This window comes from Citrobacter sp. 21OH12SH02A-Citro (assembly GCF_027919895.1).
In the GTDB taxonomy this organism is placed as follows: Bacteria; Pseudomonadota; Gammaproteobacteria; order Enterobacterales; family Enterobacteriaceae; genus Citrobacter; species Citrobacter braakii.
This window is the reverse complement of record NZ_CP114801.1, coordinates 483,515-497,398: the sequence shown is the minus strand read 5'-3', so window position 1 is coordinate 497,398 and position 13,884 is coordinate 483,515. Positions and strand designations below refer to the sequence as shown.

11 protein-coding genes are annotated in these 13,884 nt (G+C 52.9%); 4 read left to right on the top strand and 7 right to left on the bottom strand.

Features of this window, described 5'->3' with window-relative positions; all coding sequences use genetic code 11:
- Nucleotides 1–23: 23 nt before the first annotated feature.
- Nucleotides 24–1,091, top strand: coding sequence for an outer membrane-stress sensor serine endopeptidase DegS (gene degS, locus O6D90_RS02455; RefSeq protein ID WP_003025154.1), 1,068 nt, complete (start codon nucleotides 24–26; stop codon nucleotides 1,089–1,091).
- A 119-nt stretch (nucleotides 1,092–1,210) separates the two neighbouring features.
- Here degS and mdh read toward each other — a convergent pair whose 3' ends face one another.
- Nucleotides 1,211–2,146 (bottom strand): malate dehydrogenase, encoded by a 936-nt coding sequence (mdh, locus tag O6D90_RS02450; protein WP_008785953.1) that lies wholly within the window; start codon nucleotides 2,144–2,146, stop codon nucleotides 1,211–1,213.
- A gap of 436 nt (nucleotides 2,147–2,582) precedes the next feature.
- Between mdh and argR the strand changes: the two genes are divergently transcribed.
- Nucleotides 2,583–3,053, top strand: a complete 471-nt coding sequence (argR, locus tag O6D90_RS02445) for a transcriptional regulator ArgR (RefSeq protein ID WP_003025162.1) — start codon at nucleotides 2,583–2,585, stop codon at nucleotides 3,051–3,053.
- A 375-nt stretch (nucleotides 3,054–3,428) separates the two neighbouring features.
- Entirely contained in the window at nucleotides 3,429–3,695 is a 267-nt protein-coding gene (gene yhcN / locus O6D90_RS02440) for a peroxide/acid stress response protein YhcN (protein WP_003025165.1), read from the top strand.
- Between the two features lie 56 nt (nucleotides 3,696–3,751).
- Here yhcN and O6D90_RS02435 read toward each other — a convergent pair whose 3' ends face one another.
- The 4 genes from O6D90_RS02435 to aaeX form a co-directional block, all read right to left on the bottom strand.
- Nucleotides 3,752–4,030 (bottom strand): barstar family protein, encoded by a 279-nt coding sequence (locus O6D90_RS02435; RefSeq protein WP_016154709.1) that lies wholly within the window; start codon nucleotides 4,028–4,030, stop codon nucleotides 3,752–3,754.
- Nucleotides 4,031–4,149: 119 nt separating this feature from the next.
- On the bottom strand, nucleotides 4,150–6,117 hold the full coding sequence (aaeB, locus tag O6D90_RS02430; RefSeq protein WP_016157585.1) for a p-hydroxybenzoic acid efflux pump subunit AaeB: 1,968 nt from the start codon (nucleotides 6,115–6,117) through the stop codon (nucleotides 4,150–4,152).
- A 5-nt stretch (nucleotides 6,118–6,122) separates the two neighbouring features.
- Nucleotides 6,123–7,055 (bottom strand): p-hydroxybenzoic acid efflux pump subunit AaeA, encoded by a 933-nt coding sequence (aaeA, locus tag O6D90_RS02425; protein WP_016154711.1) that lies wholly within the window; start codon nucleotides 7,053–7,055, stop codon nucleotides 6,123–6,125.
- Nucleotides 7,056–7,062: 7 nt separating this feature from the next.
- A complete protein-coding gene (gene aaeX, locus O6D90_RS02420; RefSeq protein WP_003025177.1) occupies nucleotides 7,063–7,266 on the bottom strand; it encodes a p-hydroxybenzoic acid efflux pump operon protein AaeX in 204 nt (67 codons plus the stop codon).
- Between the two features lie 184 nt (nucleotides 7,267–7,450).
- Here aaeX and aaeR point away from each other — a divergent pair, with 184 nt between their 5' ends.
- A complete protein-coding gene (gene aaeR / locus O6D90_RS02415; RefSeq protein WP_016157586.1) occupies nucleotides 7,451–8,380 on the top strand; it encodes an HTH-type transcriptional activator AaeR in 930 nt (309 codons plus the stop codon).
- 94 nt (nucleotides 8,381–8,474) lie between these two features.
- Here aaeR and tldD read toward each other — a convergent pair whose 3' ends face one another.
- Together tldD and yhdP are read right to left on the bottom strand one after the other, a co-directional pair.
- Nucleotides 8,475–9,920, bottom strand: coding sequence for a metalloprotease TldD (gene tldD / locus O6D90_RS02410; protein WP_016157587.1), 1,446 nt, complete (start codon nucleotides 9,918–9,920; stop codon nucleotides 8,475–8,477).
- A 147-nt stretch (nucleotides 9,921–10,067) separates the two neighbouring features.
- Nucleotides 10,068–13,868 carry an AsmA2 domain-containing protein YhdP gene (gene yhdP / locus O6D90_RS02405; protein ID WP_016157588.1) on the bottom strand — a complete coding sequence of 1,267 codons (3,801 nt, stop codon included), beginning with the start codon at nucleotides 13,866–13,868 and terminating at the stop codon, nucleotides 10,068–10,070.
- Nucleotides 13,869–13,884: the final 16 nt, after the last annotated feature.

The window sequence follows — 13,884 nt, the reverse complement described above, 5'->3', positions numbered from 1 at the left end:
CCTTTATTAATGATGCCGCCATCATGTTTGTGAAGCTTTTACGTTCGGTCGCGATTGGTTTAATCGTCGGCGCTATTCTGCTGGCCGCGATGCCCTCTCTGCGAAAAATAAATACGCTTACCGCGCCACAGTTCGACAGTGCAGATGAAACGCCCGCCAGCTATAACCCGGCGGTTCGCCGTGCAGCGCCTGCCGTCGTTAACGTTTATAACCGTAGTATGAACAGCACAGCACATAACCAGCTTGAGATCCGCACACTCGGCTCAGGCGTTATCATGGATCAGCGCGGCTATATCATTACCAATAAGCACGTCATTAATGATGCCGACCAAATCATCGTCGCGTTGCAGGATGGGCGTGTATTCGAAGCGCTGCTAGTGGGTTCTGATACGTTAACCGATCTTGCGGTGCTGAAAATCAACGCGACTGGCGGACTGCCGACAATTCCAATTAATAACAAACGCGTGCCGCACATCGGCGATGTCGTCCTCGCCATTGGTAACCCGTACAACCTTGGGCAAACCATCACTCAGGGGATTATCAGCGCCACCGGTCGTATTGGCCTGAACCCGACTGGACGGCAAAACTTCCTGCAAACGGATGCCTCCATCAACCACGGCAACTCCGGCGGCGCGTTGGTCAACTCGCTGGGCGAGTTAATGGGTATTAACACGCTGTCATTTGATAAGAGCAACGATGGCGAAACCCCGGAAGGGATCGGCTTTGCTATTCCGTTTCAGTTGGCAACCAAAATCATGGATAAGCTGATTCGTGACGGGCGCGTGATTCGTGGCTACATCGGCATCAGCGGTCGCGAAATTGCGCCACTGCACGCCCAGGGCGGCGGGATGGATCAAATTCAGGGGATTGTAGTTAACGAAGTAGCCCCAGACGGTCCGGCAGCACAGGCTGGAATTCAGGTTAACGATCTGATTATTTCGGTCAATAACAAACCGGCGGTATCTGCGCTGGAGACCATGGACCAGGTGGCAGAGATTCGCCCTGGTTCGGTTATCTCTGTTGTCGTGATGCGTGATGACAAGCAGTTGACGCTGCAGGTAACGATTCAGGAATACCCGGCTACAAACTAAATCACAAACGAAATGATGTAAAAAAACCGGAGATAGCTCCGGTTTTTTTATGCGTCAAATTCGCGATATTTGTAGGACGGATAAAGCGTAAACACCGCCATCCGGCCTACATAAAGGCGTTATTTAACGAACTCTTCACCCAGGGTGATATCTTTCTTCAGCGTATCCAGCATACCTTCCAGCGAGCTCTGCTCAAATGCGCTCAGCTTGCCGATAGACTGGCGTTCTTCTACGCCGTTTTTACCCAACAGCAGCGGCTGAGAGAAGAAGCGAGCATACTGGCCGTCGCCTTCAACGTAAGCACATTCAACCACGCCTTTTTCGCCGCTCAGCGCGCGAACCAGTGACAGGCCGAAACGTGCTGCGGCCTGACCCATAGACAGAGTTGCAGATCCGCCACCGGCTTTAGCTTCCACAACTTCTGTACCCGCATTCTGGATACGTTTGGTCAGGTCAGCCGCTTCTTGCTCAGTGAAGCTCACGCCAGGGATTTGTGACAGCAGCGGGAGAATGGTCACGCCAGAGTGGCCGCCAATAACCGGGACTTCAACGTCACCAGGCTGCTTGCCTTTCAGTTCCGCAACAAAGGTGTTGGAGCGGATGATGTCCAGCGTGGTCACGCCAAACAGTTTGTTCTTATCGTATACGCCTGCTTTTTTCAGCACTTCTGCAGCGATAGCAACGGTCGTGTTCACCGGGTTGGTGATAATACCGATACATGCTTTCGGGCAGGTTTTAGCAACCTGCTGCACCAGGTTCTTCACGATACCGGCGTTAACGTTGAACAGGTCGGAACGATCCATACCCGGTTTACGTGCAACACCCGCAGAGATCAGTACCACATCAGCACCTTCCAGTGCAGGGGTAGCGTCTTCGCCGCTGAAGCCTTTGATTTTCACAGCAGTAGGGATATGGCTCAAATCAACGGCCACGCCAGGCGTTACTGGAGCGATGTCGTACAGGGAGAGTTCTGAACCTGAAGGCAGTTGGGTTTTTAACAGTAATGCTAGCGCCTGACCGATACCACCAGCAGCGCCGAGGACTGCAACTTTCATCCTAAACTCCTTATTATATTGATAAGCAAAGTGTCTATTGCTCCGCGGCGGCGACCTTAATTCACAAATCCAACGAATACAACAACCACGCGTCAAGAATGCGTAGTCACGCAAATTTGGCTTTTATGCATTTAACTTACGTAAAATAAAACCTAAGTTACGTAATTCAAAACCACCCGCACAGTAGAGCAACTTTCCAACAGGTGCTGACAATATACCCTACCCACCTCTCAAAACAACATCAATTTGATAACATTTAATTTACTTTTAACCTTATTTGCGAGCCGTGACACAGGCATGTTTCTTGATAACGAAATTTGATAAAATTCCGCTCTTTCATAACATTATTTCAGCCTTGAACAAGGCAGACTGTTTGCATAAAAATTCATCTGTATGCACAATAATGTTGTTTCTACCGCCATATTACGGGTGACTTATGCGAAGCTCGGCAAAACAAGAAGAATTAGTAAAGGCGTTTAAAGCGCTGCTTAAAGAAGAGAAGTTCAGCTCTCAGGGCGAAATCGTCCTCGCGTTGCAGGATCAGGGCTTTGATAATATCAATCAGTCCAAGGTTTCTCGCATGCTGACCAAGTTCGGCGCCGTGCGTACCCGCAATGCGAAAATGGAAATGGTGTACTGCCTGCCGGCAGAGTTAGGGGTACCTACAACATCCAGTCCACTGAAAAATCTGGTATTGGATATCGATTACAACGATGCAGTTGTGGTTATTCATACCAGCCCTGGCGCTGCTCAGTTGATTGCACGTCTGCTGGACTCATTAGGTAAAGCGGAAGGTATTCTGGGTACAATTGCCGGTGACGATACCATCTTCACCACCCCAGCTAAGGGTTTTACGGTAAAAGATTTGTACGAAGCCATTCTGGAACTGTTCGAACAAGAGCTGTAATACTTCCTCCCCGTCGCCTCGCGGCGGGGGAAAAACCTCTGTTTCCCCCTCCTTCCTCTATTATCCACTGCCATTGATTTAACAAATGGTGCGTTTAACCGTCAAAAGTCATTCACATAGCGAATATGAAGAGTTAAAAACGCACATTTTGCAAAAATTCATATCTCAATGATTTAATTGAATTTATTATAAAATTGATGCTTAAAACCCTATTTTTAATTCCGTTTTGTTATAAAAAATATTTTTCTTAATACTTAACCCGCACGGAAACAATTAGCGTGGTATTAATTTATCGAGTGATTAGTGTATACTTGATTTTGTGATGAGGGTCACGAAACGCAGACCCCAATAAAAGAATTCGACGAGGTAAATATCATGAAAATCAAAACAACTATTGCAACCTTAAGCCTTCTTTCTGTTCTCTCTTTCGGTGCAAGCGCCGCAGTGACTCAGGTGAACTCACAAGAAGCACAGAACCTGCAATCCATGGGCAGCATCTCCGTATCTCAGATCGGTAGCTCACCAATGGACATGCGTCAGGCTATCGCCGCTAAAGCTGAAAAAGCGGGTGCCAGCAGCTATCGCGTCACCGAACTCCGTGAAGGCGCTCACTGGCACGCGACTGCAGAACTCTACAAATAAACCCTCGTCGTCTAGTCCGACGACTTGCCCCCGCCTGCCGGGGGCTTTTTTATGCCTTACATTGAGTGACGAACGTTAAAGCGCAGCTGTCCTTCCAGCTCTTCTTCCGCTTCATCGAACAGTAAAATCAGCGCGCCGTATCGCCTGCGTAACTTGTCCGGCAAATGAACAAATTCAATCTCCAGCGGCAGCGGTAAAACGTCCCCGATAACCACCTCCCACAGAGAATCTAAATCAACCACCTTTTCCCGGGCGAGACCGAACGCGCGCGTAAACTCACGGTAGAAATCCCCCTGGTCTTCTATCTCGTCAAAATCAAATGTATAGATGTTCATCTATAGCCACCATCCCGACGCCAGTCACTCTACAGACCATCAATATGCAGGAACCTCCTGCATTTTCAGGTAAGTATAGCCATAAAAAAACCGACGCTTTTAGCGTCGGTTTCCAACTCTTAATTACTTGTTAGCGCATGCTGGTATTTGTGCAGCATCCCGCTAAGTCGTTTTACCGGCTCGGTCACCTGCGGCGGCGCTTGCCAGATGATTAATTTCTCCTGATAGATCTCAAGCTCTTCCAGCAGCTGGCTAAAGTAGCGTCGGCGCTTGTCGTCGTTTCCTGCGGAAATCACGTGATCCGCAGTGCGACGAAGCTGGCGATGGAACGCGGATAGATCCTCGTTTACCGGTATCGGCGCATCGCGCAGGCGCTGATGCGCAATGATCATCGTTAGAGCCAGGCGAAACTTCGCCAGGTCGCCGGGAAATTTGTTCATCAGCAAAAATAGCTGCTGATAAAGCGCCGGGAGATGGTTTTCTTTACGACGTACCACGTTGGTGGTCATCGCTGAAACCGCCGCCGAGACAAACTGGTTGAGCAACACGCGACCCGTTCTGTCACGAGAGTTATCGCGCACCAACAGAATGACGATAAATGCCAGCACGCAGCCAACAATTTGCCCCAGCGCACTATCAAGGAACTGGCTAAAGTGGAAGGTCATCGGGTTATCCAGCACGATGATATTAATAGTGCTGGCCAGAGCCCCCATTGATCCCAGTCGTCGTTTCTGTACCTCTATACCCAGAAAGAACCCCAGCACCGCCAGGCTCAGGCACAGTAACAACATGCTTTGTTGCGTATTGGGGATAATCACCAGGAAATAGAGCGCCCCGAGCGGTAACGCCGCCAACGTACCGTAAATAAAGTCTATCGCCACCATGCGCGGGTTGGGCAAACGCATTGCCAGCGAAGTGACAACCGCAATCATCACCATTGCGCCGCTGCCGGAGGTCCATCCGGTCCACAGCCAGAATAAAGTTCCCAGCACACAAGAAAGCGTGGTGCGCCAGAAGTTGACCATCGCATGATGGCGCTCGGCAGACTCCACCTTCACTACTGGCTCACCTTGCAGGATCTCTTCTTCCGTGGCGCTAATTTTGGTATTACTCACTACACCGCGTTTGAGCAACAGGTAGCGCGTCGCGGCGCCTGCCCAACTATATATCGTGATCGGCGTTTCGCGTTCGCCGGTCCAGGCAATCACCCGCCGCATCCGCTTCAACTGTTTATGAACATCCTGCACCGTTTCAACCGGCATATTGAACAACTCGCGGAAGGTATCAGTGATCAGTTCGGGTCGAGTGTTCTGAATAAGATAGGTTTCGCAGGACTGCGTGATGAGCGTGAGTGACAGCGTGTTCAATGCTTTGAGTCTGCGGTTAGCCCGCCCCCAGCGTGAGGACTCCATATTCAGGTTACTTCGCATGCCTTCCAGTGCCGCCGTACGCCGGACTAAATCGCCCCAGGCTTTGTCCACTTCTTCACTGTCACCATGCTTAATGCACAACTGCATAAGCTGATACTGCGCCACCAGCAGGCTGTCCAGTTCGACATCAATCTCCTGTTTCACCGAACGGGGCGAAAAGAGCAGATCGGCCACAATAGCACAGACAATCCCCATCACTATTTCACTACAGCGTTCGAGCGCAAATTGCGGCGTCAGCAGTGGTTCAGCCTGGATGGTAATGACGATGATCAGCGCCGTATAGCCCGAAAGTCCCCAGGCATAGGAGTTTTCGATCTTCACAAGCGACGAGATCCAGGTACAAAAACCGGCCCAGATACAACACACCAGGATCATCAATAACGGGGCGCGGATCATGCTGATGATAATGATCAGTGCAGCAATACAGCCGATAAATGTCCCGACAATACGCAGCATGCCGCGATAGCGTATAGCACCAGAATAGGGCTCTCCGCCAGCGGCAAAGGCCGGGCCAGCCGCCACAATGGCGGCGGTCAGCACCGCCCAGCGCGGGGTCTCAAGTTGGAAGTGAAAGCCAACGAACAGCGCCAGTACAATCGCGCACGCCAGTTTCACCGCAAAGCGGATATGCTGGTTGGCAATAGAGAAAATGCCCATCACGATTAGCCAAACTCGCGCAGGCGGTGCGCCATTTTACGGAAGAAGGATTCCCGGCTTGCATCGCGATCCTGCTTGCCGGTAATGACGACGGTAGCCGTAGTCCCCGCAGGCCACAGGGTTCCCTGCTGCTCATCAAGACGAATTCGCACCGGTACACGCTGCGCCAGACGCACCCATTCGAGATTGGAATCAATGGTCGCCATACCCTTTGCGTCCCGCGTGCTGCTGGCATTCGTTACGCCAGCCGCCACGCTATCAACGGTGCCCTTCAGCACATGATTACTGCCCAGCGGGGTGATCTCTGCGCGATACCCAGGGCGGACGCCTTCCAGCTTGGTTTCTTCCATATAGGCCAGCACATAAAAAGAATGCTGTTTGACCAACGCCACCGCCGTAGAGCCGCGAGTAATAAATTCGCCGCTGTAGACGTTCAGGTTAGTCACCCAGCCATCTGCTGGAGCGCGAATGACGGTACGTTCCAGATCTAATTTCGCCAGGTCGCGGGTCGCCTGCGCTTTCGCAAGCTGGTGTAATACGGTTTGCAGGACATTGTTTGACTGGTCGATCTCTTCACGAGACATAGCCTGCACGCCCAGCCGGTTACGACGGCTGGCTTCCTGGCGTTTTTCCTGTGATAACACCTGATAGTAGGCGACGTCTGCTTCCGCTTCTTCGAGCGCTTTTTTATAGCGCGGCTGATCGATGGTAAACAGGACCTGGTCTTTCTTCACCAGTTGATTATCATGAACGTTAACGTTAGTGATAAGCCCGGCGACATCCGGGGCTATTGCCACAACGTCGGCGCTGAAGCGCGCATCACGCGTCCACGGCGACTCGGTGTAGAACACCCATGCGCGGAAAATGGCGATGAAGGCCAGAATGACCAGTACGAGAGTCGTGGCCGTACGGGAGAGTTTTCTTGTTAGTGTTTTCACTTCAACCTCAAACGAACAGGCGCGTTATTAAATAGAACAGGCAGCAATACAGCGCGGTGTTAAACAGAGCCGGGTGCCAGACAAAATCATAGATGCCAGTTGGAACCAGTACCCGGCGCACCAGCCAGAAAATCGCCAGTGACAAAAGTAATTCGAAAAAAATCGGTGGGAAGGACAGACCAAACACCACGATAACGGGAAACAGACTCATGTTGACCTTGGTAGCTTAAGAGAGTGCAGGTGATAGATTTTCTAGCGTATGTCACCGCAGAGAAGGGCAAGGATGAGCCAGGCGAGAGCGACATAGCTGTTATTTGAATAATAATATATTAACGTAACTGTTATGCTGTTATCTATATTATGTGATCTAAATCACTTTTAAGTCAGAGTGAACAATGGAACGATTAAAACGTATGTCGGTGTTTGCCAAAGTTGTCGAACTGGGCTCCTTCACCGCCGCCGCAAGACAGCTACAAATGAGCGTTTCATCGATAAGCCAGACGGTCTCTAAACTGGAAGATGAGCTACAGGTCAAGCTGCTAAACCGCAGCACACGCAGCATTGGGCTAACCGAAGCCGGTAAAATTTATTATCAGGGTTGCCGCCGGATGCTGCACGAAGCACAGGATGTTCACGAGCAGCTTTATGCCTTTAACAACACGCCCATCGGCACCTTGCGCATTGGCTGTTCTTCAACCATGGCACAAAATGTCCTCGCTGGGTTGACCGCAACGATGCTGAAAGAGTATCCAGGATTGACGGTAAATCTGGTAACAGGCATCCCGGCACCGGATTTAATCGCCGACGGTCTGGACGTGGTTATTCGCGTCGGCGCGTTGCAGGACTCCAGCCTGTTTTCACGTCGCCTGGGAACCATGCCGATGGTGGTCTGCGCCGCTAAAAGCTATCTCGCTCAGTTTGGCGTGCCGGAAAAACCCGCCGATCTCAGCAACCACTCGTGGCTGGAATACAGCGTGCGCCCGGATAATGAATTCGAACTTATCGCTCCGGAGGGGATCTCTACCCGCCTGATCCCAGAAGGGCGCTTCGTGACTAACGATCCGATGACGCTGGTGCGCTGGCTGGCAGCAGGCGCGGGTATTGCCTATGTGCCGCTGATGTGGGTGATCAATGAGATCAATCGTGGCGAAGTGGAGATCCTGCTGCCCCGCTACCAGTCGGATCCACGTCCGGTCTATGCACTGTATACCGAAAAAGACAAACTACCGCTCAAGGTCCAGGTGGTGATTAACTATCTGACGGATTATTTTGTCGATGTGGCGCAGCTGTTTCAGGGGATGTACGGCCGGGGCAAAGAGAAATAAAAAAGCCCGGTAGCGCTTTGCTTACCGGGCCTACATTCAGTGCCAACGCACATTCCAGGCCGGATACGCTGAGCGCTATCCGGCGACCGGGTCGTTACGCGGTGCCACCTACGGTCAAGTTATCCACCTTCAGCGTCGGCTGGCCCACGCCCACCGGCAAGCTCTGTCCTTCTTTACCGCAAACGCCAACCCCGTTATCCAGTTTCAGGTCGTTACCCACCATCGAAATCTGCTGCATCGCTTCGATACCGGAGCCAATCAGCGTTGCGCCTTTCACCGGTTTGGTCACTTTACCGTTTTCAATCAGATACGCTTCGGACGTCGAGAATACAAATTTCCCAGAGGTGATATCCACCTGACCGCCGCCAAAGTTAGGCGCATAAATACCGTATTCAACGGATTCGATGATTTCCTGCGGCGTGGATTTCCCCGGCAGCATATAGGTGTTGGTCATACGCGGCATCGGCAGGTGCGCGTAAGATTCACGGCGACCGTTACCCGTTGGCGCTACGCCCATCAGGCGCGCATTCAGTTTGTCCTGCATGTAGCCTTTCAGAATGCCGTTTTCGATCAGCACGTTGTACTGACCCGGTGTCCCTTCGTCATCGATAGCCACAGAACCACGACGGTCCGCCATTGTGCCATCATCCACAACGGTACACAGTTCTGATGCCACCAGTTCACCCATGTGACCGCTGAATACCGAGGTGCCACGGCGGTTAAAATCACCTTCCAGACCATGACCGACCGCTTCATGCAGCAGAACGCCAGGCCAGCCAGCGCCGAGTACCACCGTCAGCGTACCTGCAGGCGCTGCTACCGCGGACAGATTGACTAACGCCATGCGTACGGCCTCTTTCGCCCACGCGTCGGCACGGACTTCACCATCGAGGTCGCCAAGGAAATAGTCATAGCCAAAACGACCGCCGCCACCGCTGGCGCCGCGCTCACGCTTACCGTCCTCTTCGACCTGTACGCTTACGGACAAACGTACCAGCGGGCGGACGTCAGCGGCCAGCGTACCATCAGTCGCGGCCACCAGGATCAGTTCATAAACACCGGTCAGGCTGGCGGTCACTTCCTGGACGCGTTTGTCGGTGGCACGGGCCACGTTGTCTACGCGGCGCAGGATATCGAGTTTTTCTTCACGGCTCATGCTCTGCAACGGATCAACCGAGGTGTAAAGCGCCTGATGCTCCACGGCCCCCAGCGTTTTTACTTTGCCGTCACCGTTGTCACGCACGATAGTACGCGCGGCATGAGCGCTTTGTTCCAGCGCCAACAGGCTAATCTGGTCTGCATAGGCAAACCCTGTTTTCTCGCCGCTGATGGCGCGCACGCCAACGCCCTGATCGATATTGTAAGAACCATCTTTAATGATGCGGTCTTCTAAAACCCAGGATTCGTGATAGCTCGACTGAAAATAGAGATCGCCGTAATCAAGACGGCGTTCGGCCAGTTGGCCCAGGATGGCAAACAGATCCTGATGTTTCAGGCCATTTGCCGCTAGCAATTGTTCACTTACCAGGTTCAGACTCATCGTTTTGATTACTCATTTAATTCTGCCGGATAGCGGAAAAAACGCCTTATCCGGCCTACGTTGTTAGGCTGCTGTAGGCCGGATAAGCGCTGCGCCATCCGGCAATACTATGTACTGAGATTGGGGCAATTACTCGCCCCCGTCAAATCATTGCTGGCTTTCTTTGCGCGGCTGACGCAGAACTTCGTTAATTTGCGGCTTATCGACCGGACCAGTGATGCGATAGCGCAGAATCGAGACTTTGCTCCACAGCGGCCCCAGCACCTTACTGGCGGCAAACACCGCCGCACCAACAATCGGGTTGACGGCAAACGCGGCGGCAACGCCTACGGTGGCAGATATTTCTGGTGCAACAATGGCTTCCATGTCCAGATCCCGGCGTACCAGGTTCACTGAACCTTTCATCGCAATATCGGCTTCCAGACCGTCCACCAGCGTGTCGTCGGTATGCATCACACCATCTTTGATCCACGCCGTGCTGCGAATCGAGTCGAAATAGAAGCCTTCGCTGAAGGTGTCGCTAAAATCAAAGCGCAGTTTACGCAGTAACGCATCGAAGCTTAGCAGGCGTAACAGTTGCCCCGCATGTCCCGTACTGAGTTCGGTAAGTTCGCCTTTGCCCAGCCGGGTACGCAAAATACCATTCAGCGAGGCTACATCAGGATCCCACGGCGGATTACGCCAATGCAGATCATACTCCACGTTGAATGAAGAATTGCGAATCGGCGTTGATACGCCAAAGAAACCGGCTGCGGAGTCAATTTTATTGCCGCTCAGTTTACCCTTTAGCGACGTTCGCTCCTTGCCCGGCGCATTCACCCACACGCCGTCGGTGGTCAGTCTGGCAAAACCCGTATCCAACAGACCGTTACTCAAGGTCAGCGTGTCGCCTTTAATCGCTACATCGGCGTCAATGCGCCCGTATTTCTGTCCCCACATCCAGCACTCGGCACAGCGCAGCTGAAGGTCCGGCCAGCCACGGAAGCTGACGTTGTCGATGGCTGAGAACGGCGAGGCTGGCGTACTATTTTGTGACGGTTTCGCCGCACTTGGGTTGTAATAAAGATACTTAATATTGGCCAGCCACGGCGCATTATTGCGCATAGCCAGCGTGGCGTTAATTTCACGGCCCTGCGCCTGCACGCTGGAGCCATTGCTCGCAGGCTCAGAAACGATACTCAAATTATTCCACTGTTGACCGCCCAGGGATAACGATGGCGTACGCACCGTGATGCGCTGCGGGAAGTTAGCGTTGCTGCCCACGTTATCCACAGCGCCTTTCTGGAATAACGCCAGCCATTGCGCGCCATCCATAGGGGGAAGATTAAGCTCTATGCCTTGTTGATCGGGTAACGCTGGCACGGTGCGGCTTTCCGACGCCCAGATTGCGCGGTCAAGCGTCAGTTTCTGATTCAGCAGCCAGCGGCTATTAAAATGATTCTTGCTGCCAGCGTTGCCGGTCAGATCAAAGCTGCGCAGATTGCCGTTGGCCTTAACGTTCACCGGCAACGCCTCACCGGCCGCCTTATTCAGTGGAGAAGGTAAGTGACTACTTACATTCTTGAGATCGCCCTTTAACTCAACGTTGTAGGTTGGCCCGGCATGATACGGAAGATCGATTCCTACCTTGCCATTCCACGCTATGCTACCGTTCAACGCGTCGTTGACCTGCGCCGGTAAAATCCCCATGCGGCTTGGCTGCCAGTCACCTTGCAGATTCACGGCTACCTGATAGGCTTTCGCCCCTTCGGTCGTGGAAAAGTCGACGTTCAGCGGCTGATTAAACCAGTTCGCGGTCATCGGCTCGCTCTTCAGATCACCGTTGATAAAGCTGAATTTACCATTCAAATTCTTCAGCGTGCTGTCGAGCGGTTTAATAAACAGGCTGTTATTACGCAGGTTGACGTCACCTTTGGCGGTAACCAGCGAGCCGTCTAGCGGAATATCAAGATGTAAGCGAGCATTCACATCGCCGTCAATCTGCAGTTGCTCAAGCGTAGCGCCGAGTGAATCCTTCAAAGGCGTCTCATCAAAATAAGGTCCAACCGCCTTGCCCGGCCCGTTGATGTCGGCATCAATCAGCAGTTTTTCTTTGGCATAGTCGGGGATGTTAGCCGTCAGATTACTGGCCTTCACACCGCCCAGATTAACGCTATCGGTCTTCATCCACAGACCGTCGTTAATGAAGTTCAGTTCAATATTAAGGTCAGTCAGCGCGGGCCAGTCGGGCTGGAAAGCAAACTTCGCATTGCGAAGCGGCACCAGTACCTGGAACTGCCCTTCATTGTGTAGATACGGGAACAGATGCGGGTCGCCGCCATACACCAACGTGGCGTTATCCGCTTCGCCGCCCTGAATAGCGCCGCTGAGGTAATCAACCAGCTCTTTGCCCATCAGGTTTTCCGGGAAGTAACGCCAGGCCTGAGAGCCATCGTCGGTGCTGATACCTGCCAGAATGCCCAACCATGGCTCATCATTGGCGGGCTGCAGATAGCGAAAACCACCGCGTGCGTGTACCGCTTTCGCTTTAACATCAATGTTGCGCCCATCTAACTGGAAACCTTTATCATTCTTCAGCCAGCTTAGCGTCGCTACGCCGTCCTCTATTTCCAGCGGTGCGCGAAAGACGGTTTCATACGGCATTTTAGCTTGCTTCATGGAAGCAGTGAGCGCCCCGTTTTCAACGCTGCCCGCGAGCGTACCGGAGAAATGTTCTGCCCCTGGCAGCAGCTTCCACTGTTTCCAGGCCAGATTGGTCCACGAGGACTGGAAACGGGTTTTTTCTGTTGCCTGTAACGGGATATCCAGCGCCAGCACATCTATTTTGCCGCTCGGCTGCGTGGCCCGCCAGATATCCCCCAGCGCAGGCGATAACTTGGCCGCCATCGGACGCAGCCCTTCTAACCCGGCCAGCTCCAGATTGCTGGCGCGGATGCGTAGCTCGTCGCTGCGTTTGTTATTCTCGCCGCCGACTTCCTGTTCAGGGATCCAGGCCAGCGTTAACGCCCCGCTTGGCCAGGGTTTATCATCCATCGTGATACGGGTATCGGGAATGGAGAATTGCCAGCCCGACTGTTCGCGGCTGATGTGCGCCGTCAGGTTATCGACGGAGAGCGTGTGCGTACGACTCTCTCCCAGCCAACTTGCCCCACCTTTTTTCAGCCAGACATCGCCGCCGGAAACGACACCTTTTCTGATCGTCATCCATGCTTCCAGGCTAAAACGCGCGGTTTGCAACGCGACATTATCCTGCATCCATTTACCCAGCCACGGCTTGACGTCAATATCGTCGGCCTGCAGCCAGACCCGACCGTTATTCAACAGCCCGTTGTCATCACGCAGATCCATTCGAACCTGCATAACACCGTGCTGCCCGGTCAAACTGGAGAGACTGACCTGGCCTTCAGCGCGATGTCGGTTTTTACCGTTAAGCCAGGTAAGCTGCGGGATCGCCAGTTCTGCACGCTGGCCTGAGAGGGTTAAAAAGCTAATCTGGCTGTCGCGTAGATCGAAATGATCAAACTGACGCAGGAAGAGATCGCTCAGGTGGCCGGCTTCAATTCCATCACCGCTTTCGCTGCGCTGGATGGGGGTGTTGGTACGCAGCTGCAACTGCCAGAAGGTGAGATCGCGAAACTGCCAGCGCATGTGCAGCAAGCTTTGCCAGACATCCAGCGCTAATGTGACCCGCTTTACCGAAAATTCACCGCCATCTTTAAGCTGCGCATGGATATCGCGCGCTTCAAGAGTAGGACCGAAATTTTGCCAGCTAGCGGAAAGTTGGCTGGCGGAGACGGGCAGACCGGTAGCGGATTCAATCTTGTCAAGGATGGCCGGACGCCAGCTATCAAGATGAGGCAGCGCAAGGCGCAGCCCACTGACCAGCAGCGCTGCGATGACAACGAATGCGGCTCCAGTGAGCAGTAATATCCCCGGCAATCGCCTCACGCGCCTCTCCTTGTCT